This window comes from Streptomyces sp. NPDC002845 (genome assembly GCF_053591955.1).
On record NZ_JBSFUU010000011.1, the window covers coordinates 86,185 to 112,111 of the forward strand.

The window sequence follows — 25,927 nt, forward strand, 5'->3', positions numbered from 1 at the left end:
TTGGTCGTTGGGGCAAGACGGAGCCTGTGTCACGCGTGCGGGACGACGGCGACCGGGCAGCGGACGTGGTGCAGCACCGCGTGCGTGACCGGCCCGATGCGGGTGCCGAGGCGGCTGTCCCGGGTCCGGCGGCCCACGACGACGAGAGACGCTCCGGTCGACGCGCGCACCAGCTCGGCGCCGGCCCGCCCTTCGGTGACGGTCTCGGTCACCGCGACCTCGGGGAACTTCTCGACCACGGGCGCAGCGTCGCGACGACGGGGTGCTCCTGGGCCGCGAGCAGTTCCGGTCCGGGCGTCCCGTCCGCTCGATCGCTCGAGCCGAGCACCGACGGGCCGCGGAACGCGTGGACCATCCGCAGCGCCGCGCCGCGGCGGCGGGCGGACTCGAAGGCGTACTCGATCAGTTCGTCGCAGGGACGCCGGGTGTCCAGCCCGAGGACGACGTCGCGGTACGGGGCCGGGGGATCTCCTCCGGTGAGACGCCGTCGGATGCCGGAAGGTGTGCGCCGGCGGAGGTCTCCCCCGCGCGGACGAGCACGACCGGTCGCGGGGACCGGGCGACGACCCGCTGGGACACGGAGCCGACCACGAACCCCGTGACGCCGCTCAGGCCGCGGGAGCCGAGGACCAGCAGCTCCGCCTCCTCCGCGGCGGCGAGCAGGGCGGCGACAACCCCAGGTGCCGGTGCGAGGGGTCGTGGACTGCCATGGTGCTGATCCCTTCCAGGGGTGGTGCACGGGGACTTGAGGCCTCTTGTTTGCACCTTCAATGTCCCGCGTCGGCGCCAGGGATCGCAGGGGCTGCCGGACCCGGACGACGGGGCCGAACGTCCCCACCGGCGGGGCCCGTTCAGCCGCCCCAGGTCCACTCCGCGACCTCGGGCAGATCGGTGCCGTGCTCGCGGATCCAGCCGTGGTGCCGGGTGCGGGCGTCCTCCATCCGCTGCCGTACGGCCGCGGCGCGGACCGCGAGGCCGGGGACGCGGTCGATGACGTCCATGACCAGCCGGTAGCGGTCCATGTCGTTGCCGACGACCATGTCGAACGGGGTGGTCGTGGTGCCGATCTCCTTGTAGCCGCGCACATGCAGGTGCTGGTGCCCGGTGCGGCGGTAGGCGAGGCGGTGGACCAGCCACGGGTAGCCGTGATAGGCGAAGATCACCGGTTTGTCAGGGGTGAAGAGGCCGTCGTACTCGAAGTCGGTCATCCCGTGCGGGTGTTCCTCGCGCGGCAGCAGCCGGGCGATGTCGACGACGTTGACCACGCGGACGGCGAGCTCGGGCAGGTGGCGGCGCAGCAGCTGGGCGGCGGCCAGCACTTCCTGGGTGGGGACGTCGCCCGCACAGGCGAGCACCACGTCGGGCTCGCTGCCGTTCTCGGTGCCGGCCCACTCCCAGATCCCGGCGCCGCGGGCGCAGTGGACACGGGCCTGGTCCATGGTCAGCCAGTCGAAGCAGGGCTGTTTCCCGGCGACGATCACGTTCACGTAGTCGCGGCTGCGCAGGGCGTGGTCGGCCACCGACAGCAGGGTGTTGGCGTCGGGCGGCAGGTAGACCCGTACGACCTCGGGGCTCTTGTTGAGGACGTGGTCGACGAAGCCGGGGTCCTGGTGGGAGAAGCCGTTGTGGTCCTGGCGCCAGACGTGCGAGGTCAGCAGGTAGTTGAGGGAGGCGATGGGGGCGCGCCAGGACAGGCGGCGGGTCACGCGCAGCCATTTGATGTGCTGGTTGACCATGGAGTCGACGATGTGCACGAACGCCTCGTAGCAGGAGAACAGTCCGTGCCGGCCGGTGAGGAGGTAGCCCTCCAGCCAGCCCTGGCAGGTGTGTTCGGAGAGGATCTCCATCACGCGGCCGTGCCGGTCCAGGTGTTCGTCCACGTCGAGGATGCCGGCCTGCCAGGCCTTGCCGCTGGCGGCGTAGACGGCCTGGAGGCGGTTGGAGGCGGTCTCGTCGGGGCCGACGATACGGAAGTCTCGCCGGTCGGCGGTGGCGCGCATGACGTGCTCCAGGAAGTCGCCGAGCACGCGGGTCGGTTCGTGGAGGGTCGCGCCTGGTTCGTCGACGGCGACGGCGTACCGGTCCAGCGACGGCAGGGGCAGTTCGCGCAGCAGCAGTCCGCCGTTGGCGTGCGCGGTGGCGCCGAGCCTGCGGGCGCCGTCCGGGACGCAGGCCAGCACGTCGGGCCGTGGGCTGCCGTGCTCGTCGAACAGTTCCCCGGGGCGGTACGAGCGCAGCCACGCCTCCAGTTCTCGCAGGTGATCAGGGTTGTCCCGTACGGCGGACAGCGGGACCTGGTGGGAGCGCCAGGTGCCCTCGACCTGCTTGCCGTCGACCTCCGCCGGGCCGGTCCAGCCCTTGGGGGTGCGCAGCACGATCACCGGCCAGCGGGGGCGTTCGGTGGCGCCGTCCTCACGGGCGGCGCGCTGGATCGCGGCGATGCGGTCCAGGGCGGTGTCCATCGCCCCGGCCATCAGCCGGTGGACGGCGATCGGGTCGTCGCCGGTGACGTGGAGCGGGTCGTGGCCCAGGCCCCGCAGCAGCTCGTCGAGCTCGGCCTCGGGGAGCCGGGCCAGCACGGTCGGGTTGGCGATCTTGTAGCCGTTGAGGTGCAGGATCGGCAGGACGGCGCCGTCGTGGACCGGGTCGAGGAACTTGTTGGAGTGCCAGGACGTGGCCAGCGGGCCCGTCTCGGCCTCACCGTCGCCGATCACACAGGCGACCACGAGGCCCGGGTTGTCGAGGGCGGCGCCGTAGGCGTGTGAGAGCGCGTAGCCCAGTTCGCCGCCCTCGTGGATGGAGCCGGGCGTCTCCGGCGCGACATGGCTGGGGACCCCGCCGGGGAACGAGAACTGTTTGAAGAGGCGCGCCATGCCGTCGGCGTCCCGGGTGATGTCGGGGTACGTCTTCGTGTACGTCCCCTCCAGCCAGGAGTTGGCCAGCACGGCGGGCCCGCCGTGGCCCGGACCCCAGATGCACAGGGCGTCCAGGTCACGGGCCTTGATCACGCGGTTGAGGTGCGTGTGCACCAGGTTCAGACCGGGGGACGTGCCCCAGTGGCCGAGGAGGCGCGGTTTGACGTGTGCGGGGCGCAGCGGCTCGGTCAGCAGGGGGTTCGCCATGAGGTAGATCTGGCCGACGGACAGATAGTTCGCGGCGCGCCAGTGGGCGTCCAGGGTCCTCAGCTCGGCGTCGGTGAGCCGGGTGGACGCCTGCTGCGTGTCGACGGTCATGGTGGAGTCCCCTTCCTGGTCGGGGTGCGGGCCGCCGGGGTCGGCGGGTCACACCTCCCCACGTTTCACGGACCCTCCGGGTACCCGACAGGGCCCACCGGGCCACATCCGGGGACCGCCCGGTGCTCGGGTCCCGGCTCCCGGGCAGGGTGACGGCGCGGCGGTGTTTGCTCCGGGACGAGCCGCCGGGCGCACGGCGACGGTGGAGACCGCGTCCCGGCGCCCGGCGACGGTGGAGCCCCCGTCCCTGCTCCCGCTCGCGCGCCGGTGCCGAGACGGGACGGGACGGGACGGGAACAGCCTCCTGCTTCACAGGCCCGCAAGCCGTACTCCCTGAACTGGTCCCGCACCCGTTCGACCAGCCCGGCGTCGGGCACCGGCATGTCCCGCAGCGGGAAGTCGATGCCGAGGGCGTCGTACTTGGCGGCGCCGAGCTTGTGGAACGGCAGGACGTCCACCCGGTCGACGTTGCGCAGCCCGGCCAGGACGAGCGCGGGCGTCGCGGGTGCGATCTGCTCGCCGGTCCTCTCGTCCCGGCCGCCGTTGACCGCGTACAGCAGTGCCTTGGCGAGGGTGACCCGGACGCCGAAGAACTGCATCTGCCGGCCGACCGCCGTCGCGGAGACGCAGCAGACGATCGCGGTGTCGTCGCCGGTGCACGGCCGCATCAGGTCGTCGGACTCGTACTGAACGGCGCTGGTGTCTATGGAGACCTGGGCGCAGAACTCCTTGAACCCGGCGGGCAGTTCGGGCGACCACAGCACGGTGGGGTTGGGCTCGGGCGCGGGGCCGAGGTTGTAGAGGGTCTGGAGGAGGCGGAACGAGGTGCGGGTGACCAGCGGCCGGTTGGCCGGGGCCCGGACGATCGGGGGCTCACACAATGTGGTTCACGCCGTACAGCGTGCGTCCGCCGCCGAGTTCACGACCGGTGACCAGTTCGGGCTCGATGCGTACGAAGACCTCCTCGGGCGAGGGGGCCCAGGAACGCGGGCCGACACGGGACAGGCGCTCGTTCTCGTCGGGGTCGGTCACCACGGCGGCACGGCCGGTGACGACCACGCTCCAGCCGGAGTGGGCGACGGCGTCGACCTCGTCCGCCTCGAAGGCGACGACGACGCCGTCGATGGCACGCACCAGCTCGGAGGCGGCCGAGGTGCGCACCGGCACCGCGCCGTCGGTATCCAGGCTGAGTTGACCGGCAGCACCGCGGGCAGCGCCTGACGCGTGTGGACGATTCGGCCGACCGGAGCCTTCGCCAACAGACGCAGACACTCCTGACGGCCCAGTTCACGGAAGCCATCATTCGGGTACATGGGTCACCCGTCCTTCGCCTGATACAGCTGTCTGCATCCCACCATCAGACGTGCCGCGCCCCTGGGTGAGGGGCCATCCGGTCCCGGCCCGACGCGGAGCGGCCCTGAATCCGTGGCCGGTCGGCGCGGGCGCCCGCGGCTCCGGCGAGGCCACGGCGCGGGAGGACCAAGAGGGACCAATCGGCCCTTCCGTACGGTCCGCCGTGCCCGTTTTCCTCTCGCCATGACCGGAACCCTCATCAGGTCCACGTCTCCCCACACCGAGCGTGCCGTCGGCGGGACGCCCGTACTCTGCTCGGTACCCTGCTCGCCGCTCATGGTCCGCACCTCCTCGGGGTCACCCTTTGGAAGGTGGCAGACCGCGCCACGCCCCGGCATGGGCCGACCAGACGGCACCGGAGGGCCGACCGGGCCAAGTCCGGTGCGGGACGAGGGCCGTTCAGCCTTTGGTGCCGCACGAGCCGCGCTGCCAGGGCCTCGGGCAACCGCCCGTGCACCTCGAAGGCGTGCCCCAGCCCGGCGCCCCGCAGCAGCCGCGGGAAGCGGTCGCTGTCGGAGACGAGGCGCAGCCGGCCGTGCCGTTCCAGGACCCGGTTGTGAGCCCGGCACAGCACGCCCAGTCCGCTGCAGTCGATGAAGTCGATGAAGTCGATGAAGTCGATGAAGTCGATGAGCAGAGCCTTGTGGCCCGGGGACCGTCCGACGCACGCGGCAGCGCCGTGCAGCGGCACGACGACGGCGGCAGGTCGGCCACGTCGACGACAACCGGCACCACGGGGTCGGCGCGCAGCGGCCCGCGGACGGTGTGCCGTTGCCCCAGGGCCGCGTGCATCCGTTCCTCGTCGTGTGTGGGCCTCCCATGGGCTCCCCAGCCCACCCTGGCGAGGAACGCCGGGTTCCACGGGTGCGGGAAGGGTTCCACGAGCGGGCTGAAGCCGAGGTGCCGCATGGCGAGGCGGATGTTGAACAGGGCGGCGCCGCAGCTGATGACCATCTCGCGGCGTACGGATCGGTCAGAAGCAGGCGCCGGGTGACGTCCGCGTGGACCTCGACACCACCGCCCCCGGCCTCCTCGACGAACAGCCAGGGCTGGGTGTTGTGCACCGACGGCGCGGCGACGGCGGCCCGGACGAGATGGTGGGCCGCGTGGCTCGGGCGTACACAGGACGTGGTCATGATCAGTACTGCTCTTTCGTCGTGGGGCCAGGGCCGTTCAGCTCTGGCCCCCGCCGGGGAACAGGCGCAGGCTGAGGAGGAGGACCACAGGAGTGATCGCCATGGAGAGCAAGCAGACCAAGCACTGGACCGTTGAGATCGACATCACCGAGGAGGGCGACGACACACGCGCGCGTGCCGTTCTGAGCACCCCGGCCACGTCGACGGTCACCGGCAAGGGTGTGGCCCGGCGCAACCCGGTCGACCGCCCCGTCCCGGAGATCGGCGACGAACTCGCCGCCAGCCGGGCGCTGGAGGACCTCGCCATACGGCTGCACGACGTGGCCTCCGACGACATCGTCGACCTGTCCGGCCCTGTCTCCCCGTGACGGCCGTACCGGCTCGCGCTCCGTCGCGGAAGCTTTCGGCGCGGTGGTTCCCGTACATGGCGCGTCCGCGCCGTGCCCACGGGACCACCGCGACCGGGCAGGTCACGTGGTGGATGAGCGCGTGGGCCACCGGTCCCGTACGAGAGCCGATCGCCGCGCGGTGACCCTGGCGGCCCGCCACCAGCAGACACGCACCGCCCGCGGCCTTGGCGACGACATGGGCCGCGCGGACTTCGAGCACGGTCTCCCGCACATGGACACCGGGGAACTTCTCGCGCCACGGTTCCAGCAGCACCGCGCTGATGCTCCGCCTCCTGGCGGACCCGGCCGCGCTCCTCGGCGTCCGGGATGCCGTGCCCGTACGGCACGTGCCAGGCGTGCACCGCCCGCAGCGGTGCCCCGCGCAGCTCGGCGGCCCGGAACACGAACTCCAGCACGGTGTCACAGGTCATCCCGACGTCCACGGCGACCGCCACGTCACGGTAGGGCGTACGCGCCGAGGGCCTGCCGGACAGGTCAAGCAGGTGTTCGGCCTCCGCAGTGTTTCACCGGCCCGTACGAGGACGACCGGCCGACCGGTGCGGGCCACGGTCGCCAGGGCGACGGAGCCCGAGAGCAACCCGCCGACGCCGCCGAAACCCCGGCTGCCGATCACCAGCAGCTCGGCGTCCTGGGCCTCGGCGAGCAGGGCGGGCCCCGGTGGCAGGCGCACCTGCTCGGCGGCGATGTACAGCCGCGGGTACCGTTCGGCGAGCCGGTCGCTGACGCCGCGCAGCACGCGCCGCGCCCGGTACTGCGCCGTTCGCGGTTCCGGCCGGGCCGCGCCCGCCCGTACGCCGGGCGGGCCCTCCCGGCGTACGGGCGCAGCGGCAGTTCCCGGCGCCGGGATTCCCTGGCCTCCCAGTCGGGACTCACTCATGTCGTTCCTCCCGCCCGCTCCATGGGGCTCCCTGAGGGCACGCCCGCTCACCAGCCTACGGACGAGCCGTCCTCCGCGGTCGTCGACGGGGAGGCCGCCTGCGCCACCGGCCTGCGCGCGGTGCCGCAGCAGCCGCACGGGCAGCGCGTCGAACGCCGCGGTGAGGACGCAGACCACGCCCACGGCCAGCACCAGCACCAGCACCAGCACCAGCAGAACGGTGAACCGTTCCCAGAACTCCGGCGTCAGACTCGTACCCACGGCGATCGCTCCTTTTCGAAGTCGCGCTGCTCCTCCACTGACAGCCAACTCCGTTACGGGCGGCGGCACATGAGCCGACCGGCTCTCACAGAGGTCTGATGCGGCGCTTGCCCCGGGGGCAACCGAGGCCGATCGGCCCTGGTGTTTTCCCGTCCCGCGTGATGTGCTGAAGGTGACGGGAAGGACCCAGGACAGACGCGGAGAAGCGGTTGGGAACCGCGCACCGCGCAATCAGGATCCGCGAGAAGTGGATGGGGCCCTTCCCGCCCCTTCATGTCTTCATACGGCATGTCTTCATACGGCCTCACGTGCACATGAACGCGTGCGCATGAACGCGTGCGCATGAACGCGTGCGCATGACCGTGGGTGACCGGTCACGCACACGCGGTACGACTCGGCGCGGCGCGCATCCGCGCTCAGATGCGCCGCACGGGGATGGTCCTGGTACCCGCCTTCGCCTCCGGCACCGGAACCATGATGGTCAGGATTCCGTCCTTGTACTCGGCGGTGGCCTCGTCCCCCACGGCCCCGGCAGGCAGCCGGACGGAGCGGGCGAAGGTGCCGTAGCGGAACTCGGTGCGATGCTTCTCCGTGGTCTCCTCACTGCGCTCCGCGCGTAGGGTCAGGACACCCTCCGTGACACTGATCTCGACGTCCTCGGACGGGTCGATGCCCGGCAGTTCTGCGCGCAGCACGTACTTTCCGTCCGTGACGTTCTCCTCGATACGGATGCCGTGCGTCCCCGGAATCACGTGTGCCCCGGGAAACCCGGCCTCGACCCAGCCGAACAGGTCGGGCAGCGGCCGGCCGGACAGCCGCTCGATCTTGCTGCTCATGTCTCCCTCCTCCTCTTGGCCACTTCCAGCGTCCTGTCCGAGTACCCGGACACGCGTGGTCCGACCGGCCCTCCGCGGGCCCCGATCGGCCCGGGGCGTGCGCCTCGCGCCCTGTACACCAGGTACGGCCGGACCAGATGGCCCATCGGGGCGCTCCACACATGGACGAGTCGGGTGAACTGCCAGGCCGCGAAGAGCAGGAAGGCAGTGAGGGCGTGCAGTTGGAGCAGCAGGGGTGCGCCGGTGATCGCCCCGGGGTCGGGCTGGAGGGTGAAGACGCCGCGGAACCGGACGGAGACGGTGGAGCGGTAGTCGTAGCCGTCACCGAAGACGTTGTGGGCAGCGGTGGCGGTGATCCCGAACAGCACGGTGGCGGACAGCAGCGGGAAGAGCACCTTGTCGCTGCGGTCGGTGCCCAGCCGGATCCTGCGGGTCAGCAGCCGCCGGGCGCACAGCATGCCGAGCCAGGCGACCATGGCCACGCCCGCCACCGAACCGCCCCAGACGGCCGCGTTGTGGTACGCGTGCTCGCTGATGCCGACGGCCTCGGTCCAGGAGGCGGGGACGGCCAGACCCACCACATGCCCGGCGATGACCATGAAGGCGCGAGGTGGAACAGCGGACTGCCCCCAGCGCAGCCGGCGGTGTTCGAGGAGCTGGCTGGTGCGGGACGTCCACCCGAACTGGTCGTGCCGGTAGCGCCAGACATGGCCTACGACGCACACGGCGAGGCAGATGTAGGGGACCGCGCCCCAGAGGAGGAGGTCGCCGCCGCCGACGGCGGAGTCGGCTGCGAAGTAAGAGCCTGTGTCATATCCCCGGCCGGATCAGCGCACGTCGTCTGGTGCGTGCGATCGCAAAGCGCCGGAAGGTCCTCGTAGCGGAGCTACTAGGGCCTTCCGGCAACGCGGCTGGGGGTCCCCCCACGCCCTTAAGGCAGTGGGGGAGTGCGTGCCAGGCGGCGGGCGCCCGGCCGGGGACATGACACAGGCTCTAAGGGCCGGAGGTGCTCATCGCAAGCCTTCCGGAGTCGAGAGGGGTGGTGGGCGGGGCCCGCTCGGGCGGGACGCAGGTGCCGGGCGGGGCGTACTCGCCCTCGCCGTACGTCCCGTAGGGGTCGAGGCCCACTTCTTCGTCGGGTGGTCCCTGGGCCACGAGTTCCGCCACGGCCTCCAGGTCCGCCGCGGCGGGCGGCGGGCGCAGGGTGAGCAGCGCGGCCAGGACGTGCCGGTACGGAGAATCCGCGTCCGACAGGGCTCAGTGGATCAGCTCCAGTCCGCGCCGGTCCTGGTCGACGAGCACGATGCCGTCCTCGACCCACTTGTACATCGCGCCCGACGGGCAGGCCGACACGCAGGCCGGGTTGAGACAGTGCTCGCACAGGCGCGGCAAGTGGAAGAGGAAGGTCTGCTCGAACTCGAACTTCACCTTCTGCGCGCACTCGCCGGTCAGGCTGGGGTCGCCGCCGGCGTTCTCGGGGGCGCCGCCGAGGCCGTCCGCCCGGTTGGAGCCCCAGGTGATGGAGGTCGGCTTGCCGGTGAGGACCGAGCGCGGGCTGGCCACGGGGATGTCCTGGCTGGCCGGGGCGCTGACGAGGTTGTCGTAGTCGTAGGTGATCGGCTCGTAGTAGTCCTCTTACGGCTCCTACGCGCTGGGCCCGACCCTGCTGGCCGCGGTGGCGGCCGGAGCGCTGCTGTTCACCGGCACGGGGGTCCGCAGGGCGGTGACCAGGCACACTCCGGCCGCGGAAGCGGTCTAGGCGTTACGGGCCGACGCGGTCGACACCGGCCGCTTCAGGTCCTGCCTGGTCCCTCCTCGCCCCTCCTGGTCACTGCTGGTCACTGCTGGTCACTGCTGGTCACTACGCCCATGCCGGTGTCCAGGTCCCGGCGTCGGGCCGGGGCGAGCCGAGGTGGGTTCGGAGCGTGGTGAGCGCGGGGTGCGGGTTGTCGCCGCGCCAGATCAGTGAGTGCGGGTACACCGGTGTGGGGTCGTGCAGGGCAACGCGCCGCAGGTCGTGCTCGGCGGGCCAGACGAGGCGGGTCTGTTCGCCGACGAAGGTCGCCAGTGCGGCGGAGCCGGCGATCGTGTCGAGGAGCGGCTCGGTGCCGAAGTCGGGGCCGGTCACCTCGACGGAGAACCCGAACGCGGCGGCGAGGTCGTCATAGTAGGCGGCCCACTCCGTACCGGCGACGTTGCCGGGCATCCAGATCCGGTACCCGGCGAGCCGGGCGGGGGTGACCGCACGGGCGGCGGCGAGTTCGTGGGCCGGTCCGACGAGGAGCTGGAGGGGCTCGTCGTGGACCCGGGCGGCCTCGATCCCGTCGGGGAGCTGCCGGGCGGGCACGGTGACGGCCCGAAACGTCGCGTCGATCGTGCCCGAGCGGACGGCCGCGATGGCCGCGTCGGCGTCGAACAGGGTCACGACGTCGAGTTCGGTGTCGGGGTACGCGCGGTGGAAGTCACGCAGCAGGTCGGCCGGAGCGAGATGGCGGCCGATCACGTCGACGCGCAACGCGCGCCGTCCCGGCCGTACGGAAGCGGTCGCCCGCTCCGCGACCCGGAGGAGGTCGCGGGCGTGGGGCAGAAACGCCTGCCCGTCGATGGTGAGTCGGGCTCCCCGCGCGGTACGCGTGAACAGCCGCACCCCGAGTTCTTTCTCCAGCCCGGCGACGCGCTTGGACACGGCCTGCTGGGTGACCGACAGCTGGGCGGCGGCTTCCTGGAACTGGCCCGCGTGCGCCACGGCGACGACGGTGCGTACGGCTTCGAGATCCACGGCGGTCATCGTAGAGGCACAACAGATGGTTGTAACTCGCCCCGGCCACCGGTTGTTTGATGTGCCCGCCCGCCACGCGCTTTGATGTCGGCGGTCAACGGGAGGTTGAGCTCGGCATGAGGGCCAGGCAGTCGCTGGGGCGGCGGTTCGGGTGGCTGTGGGCGGCGTACGCGGTCAGTACGTTCGGCACCCGGTTGGCGTTCGACGCGTTCACCCTGATCGCGGTCCTGGTGCTGGACGCCGGGCCGACGGAAGTGGCGCTGCTGGCGGCAGCGGGGCTCGCGGTGGGGGCGGCGGTGGCGGTGCCGCTGGGCCCGTGGGTGGAGTTCCGCCGCAAGCGGCCGGTGATGGTCGCGATGGATCTGATCCGGTTCGCGGCGCTGATGACCGTCCCCGCCGCGTTCGCGCTCGATCTGCTCAGCTTCGTACAGCTTCTGGTTGTGGCTGTCGTCGTCTCGGCGGCGGACATCACCTTCACGGCGGCGAGCGGCGCCTGTCTGAAGGCGCTCGTCCGGCCCCAGGACCTGCTCGTCGCGAACGGGCGGTTCGAGGCCACGACCTGGACGGCCACCGCGCTCGGGCCGCCGCTCGGCGGGGCCGCGTTCGGGCTGTTCGGGCCGGTGACGACCGTGGTGGCCGACGCGGTCAGCTACCTGCTGTCGGCCGTGGGCATCCGTGCGATGGGCGGCAAGGAGCCTCGCCCCGTACCGGCCGAGACGTCACGGCGGCCCCGGGCCGGTGATCTGCTCGACGGGTGGCGGTACATCCTCACCAGTCCGGTGCTTCGCCCGCTGTTTCTCAACGCGGTCCTGGTCAACGGCCTCATCATGGCGACCTCGCCGCTGCTCGCCGTCCTCATGCTCGGCCGTCTGGGCTTCGCGCCCTGGCAGTACGCCCTCGCCTTCGCCGTGCCCTGCGTCGGGGGCCTGATCGGCTCACGGCTGGCCCGGCGGCTCGTGGCGCGCTCCGGGCGGCACAGGGTCATGCTCGTCGCCGGGACCCTGCGCGCGTGCTGGCCGCTCGGGCTGGCCTTTGTCCGCCCCGGCACCGCCGGTCTCGTGCTCGTCATGACCATCGAACTCGGGCTGATCACCTGCATAGGGGTGTTCAACCCGGTCCTCGCCACATACCGGCTCGACCGGACCGCGCCCGACCGGGTCGCCCGCACCCTGTCCGCGTGGTCGGTCACCGGCAAGGCCACCATCGCGGCCCTGACCGCCCTGTGGGGCCTGCTGGCCGGCCTCACCGGCCCCCGCACGGCGATCGCGATCGCCGGTCTCCTCCTCCTGGCGACCCCGCTGCTGCTCCCCCGATCGCCCCTGCCTGCGCAGACGGCCTGAGTGGGCCATCCGCTCCCCTTGGCGAGGCCCCCAGCCCCTGCTCGTGCCGGGCCGCTCGCGAGGACCCTGGAACCGCAGGGCCCGCGGGCAGCGCGCAGCGCGGATGCCGAGGTGGCGGTGGCAGTGTCCATCGCATCTCCCGAGTGCCCTCCTGTCCGGTCCCTCCCACCTCACCCGTGTACCGGGACGGACTGGGGAGGCCGAACGGCCCCTGTGTCAGGGCCCGTCGAGCCTCGCCGCGCACGAGGTCACGGCCGGGGGCGGCGGCGTGCCGGGCGCCATCGACGTGCCGTGCGAGCAGGAACAGCGCTACAACGCCCAGGCCGGCGAACGGCACCAGGATGCCCCGGGACCGGAGCGGCCAGCGCGAAGGTCAGGAAGAGAAGCACCACAGCGAGCGCGTACAGGACGACTTCCTCCGTGAGCAGGAACAGACGCCGCGTCTTCATGACGTCCCTCCCTCCTGGAGGCCCCTGGAGGTCCTACTCCCCCAGCGTCGCCGGGCGCCCCGGGCGCGGGGAGCGGCCACCCGGCCGTACGACACGGCCACCCGGCCCCTGCCAGATCATGTCCTGATCCGGCGCCCGGTGACGCTCACCAGGTCGATACGCACCCACAGGTCGCGCCGTCCGCCCGCCCAGGGCGTGCTGTACGCCCGCTCTGTCAGCCGGCGCACGGCGGCGGGTTCCGTTAGAGCCTGTGTCATATCCCCGGCCGGGCGCCCGCCGCCTGGCACGCACTCCCCCACTGCCTTAAGGGCGTGGGGGGACCCCCAGCCGCGTTGCCGAAACGCCCACGTGGCTCCTCCCCCACGCTCGAACCGGCTTCGCTCGGCTCGCGCGGGGGCACACCCATCGAGGGCGCTCCGGCGCCTTGCGATCGCACGCTCCCCCACTCTCGGCTGCGCTCTAGCGGGGGGGGACCCCATGACGACGTGCGCTGATCCGACCGGGGATAGGACACAGGCTCTCACCTCGCGCGCACGGCCACGTACGAGCACGCTTCAGCCCCTCGCTGAACGCCTCGACGTGGTCGACCTCGAACGCCACTTGGCAGCCCGCGGCCTGGGACGGTGTCGTACCGGGGTCGGTGCGGAAGACGATCGCGTCGTCGACGACGCTGTAGTTGACCGGCACGATCACCGGCCCCGAGACGGTGGGCACCGCGACCCGGCCCACGCCGTGCGTCGAGAGCAGGGCCCGGCATTCCGCGGCGCTCAGCTCGACGAACTCGGGGTGAGGGGCGGCCAGGCCGAGTCCGGGCGGCCGTTCCACGCTGCCACCGGTGAGTTCGCTGACGGTGGTTTTCAGGACGTCCGCCAGCCTGAAGAGCGCGCCCGTGCCGGTGCAGCGCCGGGCTGTTCCTCCAAGTACTGGAGGTAGCTGGTGGCCACGCCCGCTCGGGTGGCTGTCTCCGCCCGGGTCAGACCGAGTTCGGCGCGGCGCAGCGCGAGGCGACGCCCGAGGTCGCCGACCGGGGGCCTCCCCGCCGTGCTGGACGACGCCTGTTGTTCCGCCATGGCCACCGCTCCCTCTCGTCGGACCGCCCCAACGGGCGGACTGTCCCACGGAGGGCTCCCCGATGCCGGGTTTGCCCCGCAGATCCAGCTTGTCCAGATGCCACCGGGCTCCACTTGGGCGGTCGGCCCCTGTCCCCGGCCGGACGGGCCCCCACAGCGGCGACGGCCCGACCATGGCGGGAGAGAAGGCTGAGAGGATTGGGCCGAATGAACACGAAGGAGGCGGCTGTGGCCGAAATCAACATCAGACTCGATGCCGAGTTGGTGGTGGAAGTGATGGTCCTGACCGGGGTCGGGTCACCTCAGGAGGCCGTCGAGGTGGTCGTGCGCGACTACATCGCCCGCGGTCACCGCACGGAGGCACTCACCGCGCTCAGGGACGAGGGGCTGCGCGAGGTGGAGGTCAAGCCGCAGGAGACACAGGGCTGACGGTGCCGGGCGCCGGCAGTCCTCGTCGAGTTCACGGCGGGAACCCGTTCGTGACCGTGGCCCGGCGCCCGGCGCGTCACTCCGTCCCACGCAGCGCGACCCAGGTCTCGCGGCCCACGACTCCGTCGGCGTCCAGGCCCTTGTCGCTCTGGAAGCTTCGCACCGCGGCCTCTGTTCCGGGGCCGAAGTTGCCGTCCCCGTCGGTGCTCCCGACTCCGTACCCGCGCTTTGTCAGCATGCACTGCAATTGCTGGACGCGTTTGCCCTGGTTTCCCTGGCGTGTGCGTCCGTTGCCTGAGTAGTGCGTGCAGTCCGAGTTCCAGGGCGCTGTCGCGGACTCGGGCGATGCGCTGGTCGAGGTCGACGACGGAGTGGGGTCGGTCACGGTGCCGGTATCGATATCGGTACCAGCGTCGGCACCGGCACCGGCACCGGCGTCAGCACCGGCTCCGACGCTGGTCTCGGTGCCGGGGACAGCGGGGTCGTCTCGTCGGCCGTCGCCGGCGGAGCCGGAGACCTCGGAGGGCGAGGCATCGCCGCCGGCGACGTTGGCACCGTTGCCGGACGTACCCGGGGCGGACGTCCCGTCCGAGGACCCGGGCGTCGGCGGGAAGGTGTCATCGCCGGTTCCGGCGGTGGTCGGCGCGACGGCCCCCGGGGGAGAGGCGGCTGAAGGAGCGTCGTGGCGGGTGAGCACGAAGAGCGCCGCGGCCGCGGCGCAGAGGGTGATGCCCGCGGCGACGGCCGGCACCGGCTTCCTGCGGACCCGGGCGAGGGCTCCCGCTGGGCGTGACGGCTTCGGCGGCGCTTCGGCTTCGGCGGAAGGTCCTGTCGCCTCCACCGGCGGCCCGGACTGGGGCGGAGCCGACTGGGCGGCGCGTTCCGACGGGGCCGGCAGCACCGCCTTCGGCGGGTCGTCCGCGGACCGGAGGTGCGCCATCCGTTCGACGGGGAGGAGATGCAGCGCCTCGTACGCCCGCTGCCGGGCCAGCACCTTGCCATGGAGCGGTTCGGGCCAGCCGGGCGTCCGGGCCTGCGCGCCGGCCGCGTCGATCAGGTCCCGCGGGGTGGGCCGCTGCTCGGGCTCCTTGGCGAGGCAGGCGGACAGCAGCGAGCCGAGCGCCGGGTCCGCCTCCGAGATCTCGCCGATCACCTCGGGATTCGGCTCCTCGAACGCCACCCGGTGCATCACGTCGACCCCGGTGCCGTCGCCGAACGGAGCACGCCCGGCCGCCGCGTAGACCAGTGTCCCGGCCAGCGAGAACACGTCCGACGCCGTGTCGCACCGGCCCGTCCTCAGGTACTCCGGCGACATGTAGGCCGGGGTTCCCACCCGGTTGCCCGTGCCGGTGATCGCGCTCGCGTCGGCGGCCTTCGCGATGCCGAAGTCGATCACATGTGCGCCCCGAACGGACAGCAGCACGTTGGACGGCTTCAGATCCCGGTGCACGATGCCTGTGGCGGCGAGGTCGGCAAGCGCCTCCCCCAGCTCCGCCACCAGCCGCCAGACCGTGGCCGCCCCCAGGGAACCGTCCTCACGTACGACTTCCGCCAGGTCGAGTGCCGGGAGGTACTCGGTGGCCATCCACAGCAGTTCGTGCTGGAAGCCCGTCCCGCATAATCTCGGCGTGTGCGGCGTACGGACCTGGCCGTGCACCGACACCTCGTGCTCGAACCGGCGCCGGAACCTGGTGTCCTCCGCGTACTCGGGCCTGATCACTTTCACCGCGAACAGACCGGGGCTGTCGTCCTCGGGGCGTGCCAGATAGACCCGTCCCATGCCACCGCTGCCGAGCAGCGCCAGCGGCAGATAGGGGCCGACGCGGCGCGGGTCGCCGGGGCGCAGGGGTGCGGCAGCGGCCTCCCGCAGTGCGGACGCCTCGTTCGCCACCGGGTCCGGTGGCACCGGTCGCTCTTCTGACACGGAACCCCCGAAGTGATTTTCGTCGTACGCCAGTTCGCCTCTGGCGTACGCCAGTTCGCCCCTCAAGAACATGAGGCTAGCTCAGCTCGGACGCATGTTCAGGCTTTCAAGAACTTCCGTCACACAGAGCACTCGGGACGGCTGGTTCCGGCCCATCGCACGGAGCCCGCGGCGCCGACGGCCGCGGCAGACAACCGGAGAACAATGTCTCGGCACGGGCATACAACCACACGTGACATCTCATGGGTCAAACCAGTGCCGCACTCCACCGGCAACGGCACCCGACCACGACAAGCCGTACAACAAGCCGTACAGCAAGGGGAGTCCACGTGCGTATGCCTTCACTGGCGGCCCGTCTGACCGCGACCGCCTTCCTCGCCCTGGGCCACGGCAGGGGCCGGCACACTGCCGGCCCACGGAGCCGAGACCGCCCCCGCGCGGAGCACCGCGGTGGCGGCGGCCTACGAACTCACGATCGACAGCGCCAAGTTCCTGACCACCTTCAACAACCGCACCGTCAACCTGACCGGCCGCCTGACCCTGGCCGACGGCACCCCGGTCGCCGGCACGCGGGTCTTCCTGCGGACGTACTTCGAGAGCGAGTACAACGCGCGGACCGTCGTCGACGCCAAGGGCAAGTTCACCGTCCGCGCCAAGATCCGGAGCTACGACAACGAGTTCGTGGCCGTCGGGCGCCACCAGCCGTGCGACCCGTGCGCACCCAACGTGTCGGTACACGTGACCATCGGCACCCGCAGCGCCGATACTGCGATCGGAGAACCGGCCGCCGGCCCCACCAGGAGGTACTCATGAAGATGCTCATCAACGTCGCGGAGACCGTGGTCGCGGATGCCCTTCGAGGAATGGCGGTCGCGCATCCGGAGCTGACGGTCGACGTCGACAACCGGGTGATCGTACGGCGGGACGCGCCGGTGGCGGGGAAGGTGGCGCTCGTCTCCGGCGGCGGTTCGGGGCACGAGCCGCTGCACGGCGGGTTCGTGGGGCCGGGGATGCTGTCGGCCGCTTGTCCGGGTGAGGTGTTCACGTCTCCCGTGCCGGACCAGATGGTGCGGGCCGCGGCCGCCGTGGACAGCGGGGCGGGGGTGCTGTTCATCGTGAAGAACTACACCGGGGACGTGCTGAACTTCGACATGGCGGCGGAGCTCGCCGAGGACGAGGGCATCCAGGTCGCCAAGGTCCTCGTCAACGACGACGTGGCCGTCACCGACAGCCTGTACACCGCCGGGCGGCGCGGCACCGGCGCCACGCTGTTCGTGGAGAAGATCGCCGGTGCCGCCGCCGAGGAGGGGCAGCCGCTGGAGCGGGTCGAGGCGCTGGCCCGGCAGGTCAACGACAGCTCCCGCAGCTTCGGTGTCGCCCTCAGTGCCTGTACGACTCCCGCCAAGGGCAGCCCGACCTTCGATCTCCCGGCCGGGGAGCTGGAGTTGGGCATCGGCATCCACGGCGAACCCGGGCGGGAGCGGCGGGCGATGATGACCTCGCGGGAGATCGCCGACTTCTCGGTGAACGCGGTCCTGGAGGACCTCACCCCGCGCAACCCCGTCCTCGTCCTGGTCAACGGCATGGGCGCGACCCCGCTGCTGGAGCTGTACGGCTTCAACGCGGAGGTGCAGCGCGTGCTGGCCGAGCGCGGGGTGGCCGTGGCACGCACGCTCGTCGGCAACTACGTCACCTCGCTCGACATGGCGGGCGCGTCGGTGACCCTGTGCCAGATCGACGAGGAACTGCTGCGGCTGTACGACGCGCCGGTGAAGACGCCGGGGCTGCGCTGGGGCATCTGACGGTCACGGACATCATCCGACGCTCGCTCACCATCCGTACCACGCAAGGAGACTCCGTGCTCGACGCCGACTTCTTCCGCCGCTGGATGGCGGCCACCGCGGCGGCTGTGGACCGCGAGGCCGAACGGCTCACCGCCCTCGACTCACCGATCGGTGACGCCGACCACGGCAGCAATCTGCAGCGCGGGTTCACCGCCGTGGTGGCCGCGCTGGAGAAGGAGACGCCCCAGACGCCCGGCGCCGTCCTCGTACTCGCCGGGCGGCAGCTGATCTCGACGGTGGGCGGGGCGTCCGGGCCGTTGTACGGCACCCTCCTGCGCCGTACCGGCAAGGCGCTCGGGGACGCGGGCGAGGTGAGTCAGGGGCAGCTCACGGACGCGCTGCGCACGGGTGTCGACGCGGTCATGTCCCTCGGAGGGGCCGCTCCGGGGGACAAGACCATGGTCGATGCTCTGGTGCCCGCAGTCGACGCCCTCGAAGAGTCGTTCACGGCGGCCGGGGCCGCCGCCGAGGAGGGCGCGCTGGCCACCACGCCGTTGCAGGCACGCAAGGGCCGGGCGAGCTATCTGGGCGCGCGGAGTATCGGGCACCAGGACCCGGGGGCCACCTCGTCCGCGCTGCTGATCGCCGCGCTCGCGGAGGCCGCCGATGTCTGACTCCGCACAGGAACTCGTCGGCATCGTGCTCGTCTCGCACAGCGCCGCTGTCGCCGCCTCGGTCGCCGAGCTTGCGAAGGGGCTCGCGGGCGGGGGTACGACCGCTCCGGTCGCCCCGGCGGGCGGCACCGAGGACGGCGGCCTGGGAACCAGCGCCGAGCTGATCTCGGAGGCGGCCGCCTCCGTGGACCGCGGCGCCGGGGTCGCGGTCCTGACCGACCTCGGCAGCGCGGTCCTCACCGTGAAGGCCCTCCTCGCCGAGGGCGACGAACTCCCCGGCCGCACCCGGCTGGTCGACGCCCCCTTCGTCGAGGGCGCGGTCGCCGCCGTCGTCACGGCCTCGGCAGGCGGGGATCTCGCGGCGGTGGCGGCGGCGGCTTCGGAGGCGTACACGTACCGGAAGGAGTGATCCCCGGCCGAACGGGGCGTGGCGTCCTCACTCGCCCTCCACGAACCTCCGCGCCAGCTCCTCCCCCTGGGCCACCGCCGCCGCCTGGTCCTCGATGGGTGACACGTGGGAGTCCTTGAAGACGAGATAGGTGACTCCCGAGTCGACGCCGCCGCGGAGGGGGTCGGGGTTGATGCCGAGGGCCTTGGCGGTGGCGTACGAGGCCTCGCCGATGACCGTGCTCGGGCCGGTGTCGCCGACGACGGCGTACTGGACGCGGCCCTGGTGGATGACGGCGGCGACGGAACCGCCGCGGACTCCGTGGTCGCGGTAGTTCCAGATGGCGCTCGGCGCGGGGACGACGATGAACGGGAGGGTCTCGGCGTCCAGGGGGCGGCCGTCGGACTGCTGGTAGGCGGTGTTCGGGTGGAACCACGGGTCGGTGTCGCGGTTGCAGCGGGCGCCCGGACGGCCGTCGCAGTCGATGTCCATGTCGGCCTTCCAGAACACCGCACCCTGTGTGCCGCAGACGGGGATGTCGGCGGGGGCACCGGCGTCACTGCGGTAGTGGCCCTTCGAGACGACCATGCAGCTGTGCAGCCGGGCCAGCAGGTCGGCGGCGCGGACGGTGCCCTCATGCTGTATGGCCTCCCGCGGTTGTGCCGAAGCGGACAGTGCGACGGGGGCGAGCAGGGCGGCGCCGGCCACGGCCAGCGTCAGCGACGGGACACGCACGATAAGGGGCCCTCTCCTGGGGGACACTGACGGTCACTCACCAAAGGTGGAGGGGGTCGGGGAAGACGGCCACTGGGAGGGGGCCGGACGGTGCACGGCGCCCTCCTCGCGGGCGTGCGGCCGAGAGGCCGGACCTCGCTCGGCCCCGGCCGCTCGGCCGCCCACGCCGACGCGGGATCAGCGACGACAGCGGCCCGCGCCGTACAGCACGAACTGCCCTGAGTGGCAGGCCAGTTCACGCCGCGTCAGACATCAGCATACGTACGCCCGCACCGGTCCGGCGAACCGGGAAGCCTTCCGTCCACCCTCTTGACAGGGCCGCGCGGCACCATGTCGACGGACGACCGGGGTGTACGGCGACGCTCCGCGGGACGAGGCCACGTACAGCTTCGTCATCCTTCGTCCGCCCGGCGCCCTCGGCCCTGAGCCCTCCGCCCTCCGCCCTCCGCCGGACGAAGGAATCCGTCACCTGCCCGGGGGCCGTCCGCATGCGGGCCGGGCCGAGGGCGCGTTGGCTCTCCCTGTGGCAGCACGGGGTTTCCCGATCCTCGGCGGCGCAAGGGATGTACCGCCAACCGTGCCGCCGGAGGGCAGTCCTATGCGTACCATTCAGCTACTCCTCCGCGCCGGCCCGACCGTGGCCGCCGCCGCTGCGCTTCCGCTCGCCCTGGCCGCCCCGTCGGTCTCCGCCCAGGGGTCGGGGATCTCGGTGAGCACCACCGGGTCCAGCGTCTCGGTGACCACGAGCGCATGCCCGACCGCGACCGCCGACGGCAGTTTCGGCAGGGCCTCGCTGCTGTCCAGCGGGCAGGCGAACTTCGCCCAGGGGCGCCAGGCGACCTTGACCGGGACGAGCGCCACCCAGTCCGCCGCCTGGGCCAACGTCAGTCCCGGTACGTACACCGTCATCGTGATCTGCGGCTCGAACCAGCAGACGGCGGGCACCCAGTCCATCGTCGTCTCCGCGACCCCCACCATCTCCGCGACAGCCTCGCCCTCGCTCGGCGTCATCGGCGGTGTCGGCGGGGCCGCCAAGGAGTACGGCACCCTCACGCTGGTGGGCGGCGGGGCCCTGGTGGCCGTGGGCGCGGGGGCGACGGTCTGGTTCCTGCGCCGGCGGGCGAAGCCGCACCGGCTCTGAGGGCTCTCCGCGTAGGTGGCCGCCGGCGTGTGTACGGCCGCCTACGTGCGCTCTCCGTGCGTGGGCAGCTGCTCGAACTCCTCCAGGGCATGGGTCAGCCACTCGGTCCAGAAGGTCTCCAGGTCGATGCCGGCCCGCAGGATCAGATGCTGGAGCCGGTCCTGGGGTGAGGTTCTGTCGGGTCCGAAGTCCCGCTCCTGGATCGTCTCGTACTCCGCCAACTGCCGCTGGTGCAGGGAGAGATGGCGCCGCAGATCGGCCTCGATGCCCGCGGTGCCGACCACGGCCGAGGCGCGCAGCCGCAGCAGCAGGGCGTCCCGCAGCGGCTTGGGGTCCTGGGGCGTGGCGGTCCAGCGGGCCAGTTCCTCGCGGCCCGCCGGCAGCACCTCGTAGCTCTTCTTCTGCCCGCGCGTCGGCTGCTCGGACGGCAGGGCGCGGATGTAGCCCTCGCCCTCCAGTTTTCCCAGCTCGCGATAGATCTGCTGATGCGTCGCCGACCAGAAGTAGCCGATCGACTTGTCGAACCGGCGGGTCAGCTCAAGGCCCGACGACGGCTTTTCGAGCAGGGCGGTGAGGATCGCGTGCGGGAGTGACATGGGGGTCATCCTAGGGACGGCCTGCGCGCCCCCTACAGCGCCGCCGCAAGCTCGGTCCCCTGCTTGATCGCGCGCTTGGCGTCCAGTTCCGCCGCCACGTCGGCGCCGCCGATGAGGTGGGCGCTGCGGCCCGCGGCGACGAGTTCCTCGTACAGATCGCGGCGCGGCTCCTGTCCCGTGCAGAGGACGATCGTGTCGACCTCGACGAGCTGTCGTACGCCGTCGACGGTCACGTGGAGTCCGGCGTCGTCGATGAGGTCGTACTGGACGCCGGGGACCATGGTGACGCCGCGGTGCTTGAGCTCGGTGCGGTGGATCCAGCCGGTGGTCTTGCCGAGTCCGGCGCCGACCTTGGCCGTCTTGCGCTGCAGGAGGTGGACCGAGCGCGGTGGGGCGGGCCGTTCGGGCGCGGCGAGGCCGCTGGGGGCGCGGTAGTCCATGTCGACGCCCCATTGCCGGCAGTACGCCGCCGGGTCCTCGCTCGTCTTGTCGCCACTGTCGGTGAGGTACTCGGCGACGTCGAAGCCGATGCCGCCGGCACCGAGGACGGCGACCCGGTCGCCGACGGGGGCGCCGTCGCGCAGGACGTCGAGGTAGCCGAGGACGCTGGGGTGGTCGACGCCGGGGATGTCGGGGGTGCGCGGGGTGACACCGGTGGCGACGACGACCTCGTCGTACTCGGAGAGGTCGTCCGCGTCGACGTATGTGCCCAACCGTACGTCCACGCCGTGCAGTTCGAGCTGGGTACGGAAGTAGCGCAGCGTCTCGTCGAACTCCTGCTTGCCCGGTACCTTGCGGGCGACGTTGAGCTGGCCGCCGATCTCGTGGGCGGCGTCGTACAGCGTCACGTGGTGACCGCGCTCGGCGGCGGAGACGGCGCAGGCGAGTCCGGCCGGGCCCGCGCCCACGACGGCGACGCGCTTGCGCAGCCGGGTCGGGGAGAGGATCAGCTCGGTCTCGTGGCAGGCGCGCGGGTTGACCAGGCAGGAGGTGATCCGGCCGCTGAAGGTGTGGTCGAGGCAGGCCTGGTTGCAGCCGATGCAGGTGTTGATGGCCTCGGGCCGGCCGTCGCGTGCCTTGTTGACGAAGTCCGGGTCGGCGAGCATCGGGCGGGCCAGCGACACCATGTCGGCGTATCCGTCGGTGAGCAACCCCTCGGCCAGTTCCGGGGTGTTGATGCGGTTGGTGGTCACGAGGGGGATCGAGACGGCGCCCATGACCTTCTTCGTCACCCAGGCGTACGCGCCGCGCGGCACCGAGGTGGCGATGGTGGGGATCCGGGCCTCGTGCCAGCCGATGCCGGTGTTGATGATCGTCGCTCCGGCGGCCTCGACGGCGCGGGCGAGGGTGACCACCTCGTCGAGAGTGGAACCGCCGGGGACGAGGTCGAGCATCGACAGCCGGTAGACGACGATGAAGTCCTCGCCGACCGCCTCGCGCACGCGGCGCACGATCTCGACGGGGAAGCGCATGCGGTTCTCGTACGAGCCGCCCCAGCGGTCGTCGCGGTGGTTGGTCCCGGCGGCGATGAACTCGTTGATGAGATAACCCTCGGAGCCCATGATCTCGACGCCGTCGTATCCGGCTCTCCGGGCGAGCCGGGCCGCGCGGGCGTAGTCGTCGATGGTCCGCTCGACCTCGGTGTCGGTGAGCGCGTGCGGTACGAAGGGGCTGATCGGGGCCTGGAGGGCGCTCGGTGCGACGAGGTCGCGATGGTAGGCGTACCGCCCGAAGTGCAGAATCTGCATCGCGATCCTGCCGCCCTCGCGGTGCACGGCGTCGGTGATCTCCCGGTGCCGCTCGGCCTCCGCCTCCGTGGTGAGCTTCGCACCGCCCTCGTACGGCCGCCCCGCCTCGTTGGGCGCGATCCCACCGGTGACGATCAGCCCCACTCCCCCGCGCGCCCGGGCCGCGTAGAACTCCGCCATACGCTCGAAGCCGCGCTCGGCCTCCTCCAGGCCGACGTGCATGGAACCCATGAGTACGCGGTTGGGCAGCGTGGTGAAGCCCAGGTCGAGGGGGCTCAGCAGGTGCGGGTAACGGCTCATGGGGGCCTCCGTGCGTGGCGTCGTCCGTTCCGTTGTAGACGACGAGCCAGGGTTTGTGCAACTAGTTGCACAACAAGCTCGCGGCAGGAAAGACCGGGCACCTGATGTGCCAGCATGATCCAATGGCCGATCCACTCCCACGACCGTCCGGCGCTCAGCTCCTGGATGTACGCCGACTCCGCCTGAGCGAAGGCTCAGTGCCTCCCGTGCCGCCCGAACACCGGGCGGCCATGAACCGCATATGGGACGCGGCGGTTCAGGCCAACCCGAGCCTCTTCGACGGGCCGATGGCCGCCTGTGCGGGGCTGGAGTGGGAAGGGCCGGACAGTCTGGTCGTCACCTGGGCGCGGGTGACCTACCGGTACCGCGCCCTGCGGCAGGTTCCGGGGGCCGATGTGCGGCTGACGTCGCTGTTCGTGAGCATCGTGCAGCCGACGGACGACGGGGGTCTGCTGGTGGGACGGATGGCACCCTGGACCGCGGCGCCCGGCCGCTGGCAGCTGCCGGGCGGGTCCGTCGAACCGCCGGCCGACCACCGGCCGCTCGACCTGGCCGCCCTGCGCCGGCACGCCGCCCGAGAACTCGTCGAGGAGACCGGTGTCGTCACGCCGTCCGACGACCTGACCCTGCGGCTCGTCACCCGTGGCGAGAACGGCAGCGTCGGCGTCCTCTTCCACGCCCCGCCTCTGCCCGCCTCCCTGCTGCGCGAACGGTTCGCGGGCCTGGTGGCCTCGGAGACCGCGCTCGGGCGCGAACCGGAGTTCGACCGCATCGCCGTACTCCGCGCCCCGGACGAGCTGACCGGCCTCGGCGGGACGCGGTCGGACTACCTGGAGCCGGTCGTCCGCCGGTACGCGGACGCGGGGGTGCGCGAGGGCGGCGGCAGCGCCCGCTGAGCGCTCCGCTGGAAGTGCCACGATGTGCCGTCGTTCGTCTGCGGCGCGGGTACCGGTCGTCATGGCTGGTCGCGCCCACCCGGCGGAGCCGCATGTTGAGAGCCTGTGTCATATCCCCGGCCGGATCAGCGCACGTCGTCATGGGGGTCCCCCCGCTCGAGCGCAGCCGAGAGTGGGGGAGCGTGCGATCGCAAGGCGCCGGAAGGTCCTCGTAGCGGAGCTACTAGGACCTTCCGGCAACGCGGCGAGCGTGCGTGCCAGGCGGCGGGCGCCCGGCCGGGGATATGACACAGGCTCTGACGCCGCCCCGCGCCCCTTCGGGGGCGCTGCCCGGCCGCAGCTGACTTCGCCCGACCCCCTCAGGTCCTGCCGTCCTGTCGTCCAACTCCCGCCGTTCGCCCGGAGGGTGGGCGCTCTGGGGCGAGAGTCGGACGACAGGCTTGGGGCCTGGATCACCCCGGGCCACGGAGTCCGGCACGCACTCCCCCGGAGGGGGCGCCCCCAGCCGCGTTGCCGTCGGTCGCCGACGCTCCGCGTCGCCCGTCTCGGCGTGATCAGCCCGACAGATTCCAAGCGGGTCCGGGGAAGTTCGGGCAGGCACGGGAACGCACCCGCGCCTGCCGCGGACCCGCTCAGCGTCTCGTGCCGATCACCACGTGGGCGTTCCACTCCTCCGACACCGCCGGCCGCGCGCTCAGCCCATCGCGGCTGAGCGCCTCCACGGCCTGCGGGGCCTGCCGTTCGCTCGTCTCGACGAGCAGGCAGCCGCCGGGGGCGAGCCAGGCGGGCGCGTCGGCGGCGACCCTGCGCAGGATGTCGAGGCCGTCGGCGCCTCCGTCGAGGGCGGTGAGGGGTTCGTGGTCGCGGGCCTCCGCCGGCAGGAGGCCGACCTCGCCGGTGGGGACGTACGGGACGTTCGCGGCGAGGATGGCGATACGGCCGCGCAGGGTGTCGGGCAGGGCCGCGAACAGGTCGCCCTCATGGACGTGACCGCCGAAGGGCGCCACGTTGCGGCGGGCGCAGCGCACGGCCGCGGGGTCGATGTCGGCGGCGTGCAGCTCGGCGGCGCCGCCGAGGCGTGTGGCGAGGGCGGCGCCGATCGCGCCCGAGCCGCAGCACAGGTCGACCACGACGGAGGCGTCGGGAGCGGTGGCCAGGGCTTGTTCGACGAGGAATTCGGTGCGGCGGCGGGGCACGAACACACCGGGTTCCACGGTGATGCGCAGGCCCGCGAACTCGGCCCAGCCGAGGACGATTTCGAGGGGTTCGCCCCCGACCCGGCGGTCCACCATGGCAGCGGATTCGTCCGGGGTGCGGGCGGTGGAGAGGATCAACTCCGCCTCGTCCTCGGCGAAGACACAGCCGGCGGAACGAAGTGCGGTGACAACAGCGGGCGTCAAGAGGGGTGTTGAGAAGGAGGGCATGGGAGCCGCGAGCCTTTCGGTGAGCCGAAGGGCGCTCTCGCGGTGGCCTACTGGCAGTGCACCGCGCCGCGTTGAGGTGAGAGCACCCGACCTGACACAGCGGTAATGGGTCTCACCTCCTCGGGCGACATCGTGACTGGCCCG

23 protein-coding genes and 8 pseudogenes are annotated in these 25,927 nt (G+C 72.0%); 10 read left to right on the forward strand and 21 right to left on the reverse strand.

The window, feature by feature from the left end; all coding sequences use genetic code 11:
• Positions 1 to 29: 29 nt before the first annotated feature.
• The 7 genes and pseudogenes from ACWD3C_RS10390 to ACWD3C_RS10420 all read right to left on the reverse strand — a co-directional run bounded on the left by ACWD3C_RS10390 (position 30) and on the right by ACWD3C_RS10420 (position 5,277).
• Complete coding sequence (locus ACWD3C_RS10390; protein ID WP_451142278.1) at positions 30 to 416, reverse strand: universal stress protein; 387 nt, start codon at positions 414 to 416, stop codon at positions 30 to 32.
• Positions 403 to 765 (reverse strand): universal stress protein, encoded by a 363-nt coding sequence (locus ACWD3C_RS10395; protein ID WP_451142151.1) that lies wholly within the window; start codon positions 763 to 765, stop codon positions 403 to 405. The genes ACWD3C_RS10390 and ACWD3C_RS10395 overlap by 14 nt, the downstream gene beginning before the upstream one ends.
• An 86-nt stretch (positions 766 to 851) precedes the next feature.
• Positions 852 to 3,233, reverse strand: coding sequence for a phosphoketolase family protein (locus tag ACWD3C_RS10400; RefSeq protein ID WP_451142152.1), 2,382 nt, complete (start codon positions 3,231 to 3,233; stop codon positions 852 to 854).
• A gap of 314 nt (positions 3,234 to 3,547) precedes the next feature.
• Positions 3,548 to 3,718 (reverse strand): annotated as a pseudogene (locus ACWD3C_RS10405) (pyruvate formate-lyase-activating protein); the annotation flags it as partial.
• A 3-nt stretch (positions 3,719 to 3,721) separates the two neighbouring features.
• Positions 3,722 to 4,078: pseudogene (locus tag ACWD3C_RS10410) on the reverse strand (pyruvate formate lyase family protein); the annotation flags it as partial.
• A gap of 28 nt (positions 4,079 to 4,106) precedes the next feature.
• A pseudogene (locus tag ACWD3C_RS10415) lies at positions 4,107 to 4,546 on the reverse strand (pyridoxamine 5'-phosphate oxidase family protein).
• Between the two features lie 314 nt (positions 4,547 to 4,860).
• The gene (locus ACWD3C_RS10420; protein WP_451142154.1) at positions 4,861 to 5,277 is read right to left on the reverse strand and encodes an STAS domain-containing protein; all 417 of its coding nucleotides are present in this window, start codon (positions 5,275 to 5,277) and stop codon (positions 4,861 to 4,863) included.
• A gap of 546 nt (positions 5,278 to 5,823) precedes the next feature.
• Between ACWD3C_RS10420 and ACWD3C_RS10425 the strand changes: the two genes are divergently transcribed.
• Positions 5,824 to 6,090 carry a DUF1876 domain-containing protein gene (locus ACWD3C_RS10425; RefSeq protein ID WP_451142156.1) on the forward strand — a complete coding sequence of 89 codons (267 nt, stop codon included), beginning with the start codon at positions 5,824 to 5,826 and terminating at the stop codon, positions 6,088 to 6,090.
• A gap of 139 nt (positions 6,091 to 6,229) precedes the next feature.
• On the opposite strand, the pseudogene ACWD3C_RS10430 reads toward ACWD3C_RS10425, so the two are convergent.
• From ACWD3C_RS10430 to ACWD3C_RS10460, 7 genes and pseudogenes are all read right to left on the reverse strand, one after another.
• Positions 6,230 to 6,535: pseudogene (locus ACWD3C_RS10430) on the reverse strand (hypothetical protein); the annotation flags it as partial.
• Between the two features lie 3 nt (positions 6,536 to 6,538).
• Positions 6,539 to 7,270 (reverse strand): universal stress protein, encoded by a 732-nt coding sequence (locus ACWD3C_RS10435; protein WP_451142158.1) that lies wholly within the window; start codon positions 7,268 to 7,270, stop codon positions 6,539 to 6,541.
• Positions 7,271 to 7,686: 416 nt separating this feature from the next.
• Positions 7,687 to 8,106: an Hsp20/alpha crystallin family protein gene (locus ACWD3C_RS10440; protein WP_451142160.1), complete on the reverse strand. Its 420-nt coding sequence runs from the start codon at positions 8,104 to 8,106 to the stop codon at positions 7,687 to 7,689.
• Positions 8,103 to 8,879, reverse strand: a pseudogene (gene narI, locus ACWD3C_RS10445) (respiratory nitrate reductase subunit gamma); the annotation flags it as partial. The gene ACWD3C_RS10440 and the pseudogene narI, both read right to left, overlap by 4 nt.
• 220 nt (positions 8,880 to 9,099) lie before the next feature.
• Entirely contained in the window at positions 9,100 to 9,273 is a 174-nt protein-coding gene (locus ACWD3C_RS10450; protein ID WP_451142162.1) for a hypothetical protein, read from the reverse strand.
• A 114-nt stretch (positions 9,274 to 9,387) separates the two neighbouring features.
• Positions 9,388 to 9,741: pseudogene (locus ACWD3C_RS10455) on the reverse strand (4Fe-4S dicluster domain-containing protein); the annotation flags it as partial.
• 226 nt (positions 9,742 to 9,967) lie between these two features.
• A complete protein-coding gene (locus tag ACWD3C_RS10460) occupies positions 9,968 to 10,885 on the reverse strand; it encodes a LysR family transcriptional regulator (RefSeq protein WP_451142164.1) in 918 nt (305 codons plus the stop codon).
• Between the two features lie 116 nt (positions 10,886 to 11,001).
• Here ACWD3C_RS10460 and ACWD3C_RS10465 point away from each other — a divergent pair, with 116 nt between their 5' ends.
• Positions 11,002 to 12,225, forward strand: a complete 1,224-nt coding sequence (locus ACWD3C_RS10465; protein ID WP_451142166.1) for an MFS transporter — start codon at positions 11,002 to 11,004, stop codon at positions 12,223 to 12,225.
• Positions 12,226 to 12,790: 565 nt separating this feature from the next.
• On the opposite strand, the pseudogene ACWD3C_RS10470 reads toward ACWD3C_RS10465, so the two are convergent.
• Positions 12,791 to 12,922, reverse strand: a pseudogene (locus ACWD3C_RS10470) (DNA-binding protein); the annotation flags it as partial.
• A gap of 273 nt (positions 12,923 to 13,195) precedes the next feature.
• Positions 13,196 to 13,744 (reverse strand): annotated as a pseudogene (locus tag ACWD3C_RS10475) (helix-turn-helix domain-containing protein); the annotation flags it as partial.
• A gap of 207 nt (positions 13,745 to 13,951) precedes the next feature.
• Between ACWD3C_RS10475 and ACWD3C_RS10480 the strand changes: the two are divergent.
• On the forward strand, positions 13,952 to 14,173 hold the full coding sequence (locus ACWD3C_RS10480; RefSeq protein WP_451142168.1) for a type II toxin-antitoxin system VapB family antitoxin: 222 nt from the start codon (positions 13,952 to 13,954) through the stop codon (positions 14,171 to 14,173).
• Between the two features lie 76 nt (positions 14,174 to 14,249).
• On the opposite strand, the gene ACWD3C_RS10485 is transcribed toward ACWD3C_RS10480, so the two are convergent.
• Complete coding sequence (locus tag ACWD3C_RS10485; RefSeq protein ID WP_451142280.1) at positions 14,250 to 16,097, reverse strand: protein kinase domain-containing protein; 1,848 nt, start codon at positions 16,095 to 16,097, stop codon at positions 14,250 to 14,252.
• Positions 16,098 to 16,547: 450 nt separating this feature from the next.
• Here ACWD3C_RS10485 and ACWD3C_RS10490 point away from each other — a divergent pair, with 450 nt between their 5' ends.
• From ACWD3C_RS10490 to dhaM, 4 genes are read left to right on the forward strand one after another with little or no spacing between them, the layout of a single operon-like run.
• Positions 16,548 to 16,910, forward strand: a complete 363-nt coding sequence (locus ACWD3C_RS10490; RefSeq protein ID WP_451142170.1) for a hypothetical protein — start codon at positions 16,548 to 16,550, stop codon at positions 16,908 to 16,910.
• A complete protein-coding gene (gene dhaK / locus ACWD3C_RS10495) occupies positions 16,907 to 17,899 on the forward strand; it encodes a dihydroxyacetone kinase subunit DhaK (RefSeq protein WP_451142172.1) in 993 nt (330 codons plus the stop codon). Before ACWD3C_RS10490 ends, dhaK begins: the two co-directional genes overlap by 4 nt.
• Positions 17,900 to 17,955: 56 nt before the next feature.
• Positions 17,956 to 18,555 (forward strand): dihydroxyacetone kinase subunit DhaL, encoded by a 600-nt coding sequence (gene dhaL / locus ACWD3C_RS10500; RefSeq protein ID WP_451142174.1) that lies wholly within the window; start codon positions 17,956 to 17,958, stop codon positions 18,553 to 18,555.
• Positions 18,548 to 18,964 (forward strand): dihydroxyacetone kinase phosphoryl donor subunit DhaM, encoded by a 417-nt coding sequence (gene dhaM, locus ACWD3C_RS10505; RefSeq protein ID WP_451142176.1) that lies wholly within the window; start codon positions 18,548 to 18,550, stop codon positions 18,962 to 18,964. The genes dhaL and dhaM overlap by 8 nt, the downstream gene beginning before the upstream one ends.
• A 27-nt stretch (positions 18,965 to 18,991) precedes the next feature.
• Here dhaM and ACWD3C_RS10510 read toward each other — a convergent pair whose 3' ends face one another.
• Positions 18,992 to 19,678: a glycoside hydrolase family 75 protein gene (locus ACWD3C_RS10510; protein ID WP_451142178.1), complete on the reverse strand. Its 687-nt coding sequence runs from the start codon at positions 19,676 to 19,678 to the stop codon at positions 18,992 to 18,994.
• 90 nt (positions 19,679 to 19,768) lie between these two features.
• On the opposite strand from ACWD3C_RS10510, the gene ACWD3C_RS10515 reads away from it, so the two are divergent.
• Together ACWD3C_RS10515 and ACWD3C_RS10520 are read left to right on the forward strand one after the other, a co-directional pair.
• Positions 19,769 to 19,900, forward strand: a complete 132-nt coding sequence (locus ACWD3C_RS10515; RefSeq protein WP_451142180.1) for a hypothetical protein — start codon at positions 19,769 to 19,771, stop codon at positions 19,898 to 19,900.
• 376 nt (positions 19,901 to 20,276) lie between these two features.
• Positions 20,277 to 20,819, forward strand: a complete 543-nt coding sequence (locus tag ACWD3C_RS10520) for a hypothetical protein (RefSeq protein WP_451142182.1) — start codon at positions 20,277 to 20,279, stop codon at positions 20,817 to 20,819.
• 41 nt (positions 20,820 to 20,860) lie between these two features.
• Here ACWD3C_RS10520 and ACWD3C_RS10525 read toward each other — a convergent pair whose 3' ends face one another.
• A complete protein-coding gene (locus ACWD3C_RS10525) occupies positions 20,861 to 21,415 on the reverse strand; it encodes a PadR family transcriptional regulator (protein ID WP_451142184.1) in 555 nt (184 codons plus the stop codon).
• A gap of 32 nt (positions 21,416 to 21,447) precedes the next feature.
• The gene (locus ACWD3C_RS10530) at positions 21,448 to 23,463 is read right to left on the reverse strand and encodes an oxidoreductase (RefSeq protein ID WP_451142186.1); all 2,016 of its coding nucleotides are present in this window, start codon (positions 23,461 to 23,463) and stop codon (positions 21,448 to 21,450) included.
• Between the two features lie 230 nt (positions 23,464 to 23,693).
• On the opposite strand from ACWD3C_RS10530, the gene ACWD3C_RS10535 reads away from it, so the two are divergent.
• Positions 23,694 to 24,359: an NUDIX hydrolase gene (locus tag ACWD3C_RS10535; protein ID WP_451142188.1), complete on the forward strand. Its 666-nt coding sequence runs from the start codon at positions 23,694 to 23,696 to the stop codon at positions 24,357 to 24,359.
• Positions 24,360 to 24,991: 632 nt separating this feature from the next.
• Here the strand turns inward: ACWD3C_RS10535 and ACWD3C_RS10540 are convergent.
• Positions 24,992 to 25,783 carry a putative protein N(5)-glutamine methyltransferase gene (locus ACWD3C_RS10540; protein WP_451142190.1) on the reverse strand — a complete coding sequence of 264 codons (792 nt, stop codon included), beginning with the start codon at positions 25,781 to 25,783 and terminating at the stop codon, positions 24,992 to 24,994.
• Positions 25,784 to 25,927: the final 144 nt, after the last annotated feature.

Excerpts from the sequence above, each read along its gene's own strand:
- ACWD3C_RS10400 (WP_451142152.1), bottom strand. The coding sequence starts at position 3,233 with ATGACCGTCGACACGCAGCAGGCGTCCACCCGGCTCACCGACGCCGAG.
- ACWD3C_RS10425 (WP_451142156.1), top strand. The coding sequence starts at position 5,824 with ATGGAGAGCAAGCAGACCAAGCACTGGACCGTTGAGATCGACATCACC.
- ACWD3C_RS10440 (WP_451142160.1), bottom strand. The coding sequence starts at position 8,106 with ATGAGCAGCAAGATCGAGCGGCTGTCCGGCCGGCCGCTGCCCGACCTG.
- ACWD3C_RS10465 (WP_451142166.1), top strand. The coding sequence starts at position 11,002 with ATGAGGGCCAGGCAGTCGCTGGGGCGGCGGTTCGGGTGGCTGTGGGCG.
- ACWD3C_RS10480 (WP_451142168.1), top strand. The coding sequence starts at position 13,952 with ATGAACACGAAGGAGGCGGCTGTGGCCGAAATCAACATCAGACTCGAT.
- dhaK (WP_451142172.1), top strand. The coding sequence starts at position 16,907 with ATGAAGATGCTCATCAACGTCGCGGAGACCGTGGTCGCGGATGCCCTT.
- dhaM (WP_451142176.1), top strand. The coding sequence starts at position 18,548 with ATGTCTGACTCCGCACAGGAACTCGTCGGCATCGTGCTCGTCTCGCAC.
- ACWD3C_RS10520 (WP_451142182.1), top strand. The coding sequence starts at position 20,277 with ATGCGTACCATTCAGCTACTCCTCCGCGCCGGCCCGACCGTGGCCGCC.
- ACWD3C_RS10525 (WP_451142184.1), bottom strand. The coding sequence starts at position 21,415 with ATGTCACTCCCGCACGCGATCCTCACCGCCCTGCTCGAAAAGCCGTCG.
- ACWD3C_RS10530 (WP_451142186.1), bottom strand. The coding sequence starts at position 23,463 with ATGAGCCGTTACCCGCACCTGCTGAGCCCCCTCGACCTGGGCTTCACC.
- ACWD3C_RS10535 (WP_451142188.1), top strand. The coding sequence starts at position 23,694 with ATGAACCGCATATGGGACGCGGCGGTTCAGGCCAACCCGAGCCTCTTC.
- ACWD3C_RS10540 (WP_451142190.1), bottom strand. The coding sequence starts at position 25,783 with ATGCCCTCCTTCTCAACACCCCTCTTGACGCCCGCTGTTGTCACCGCA.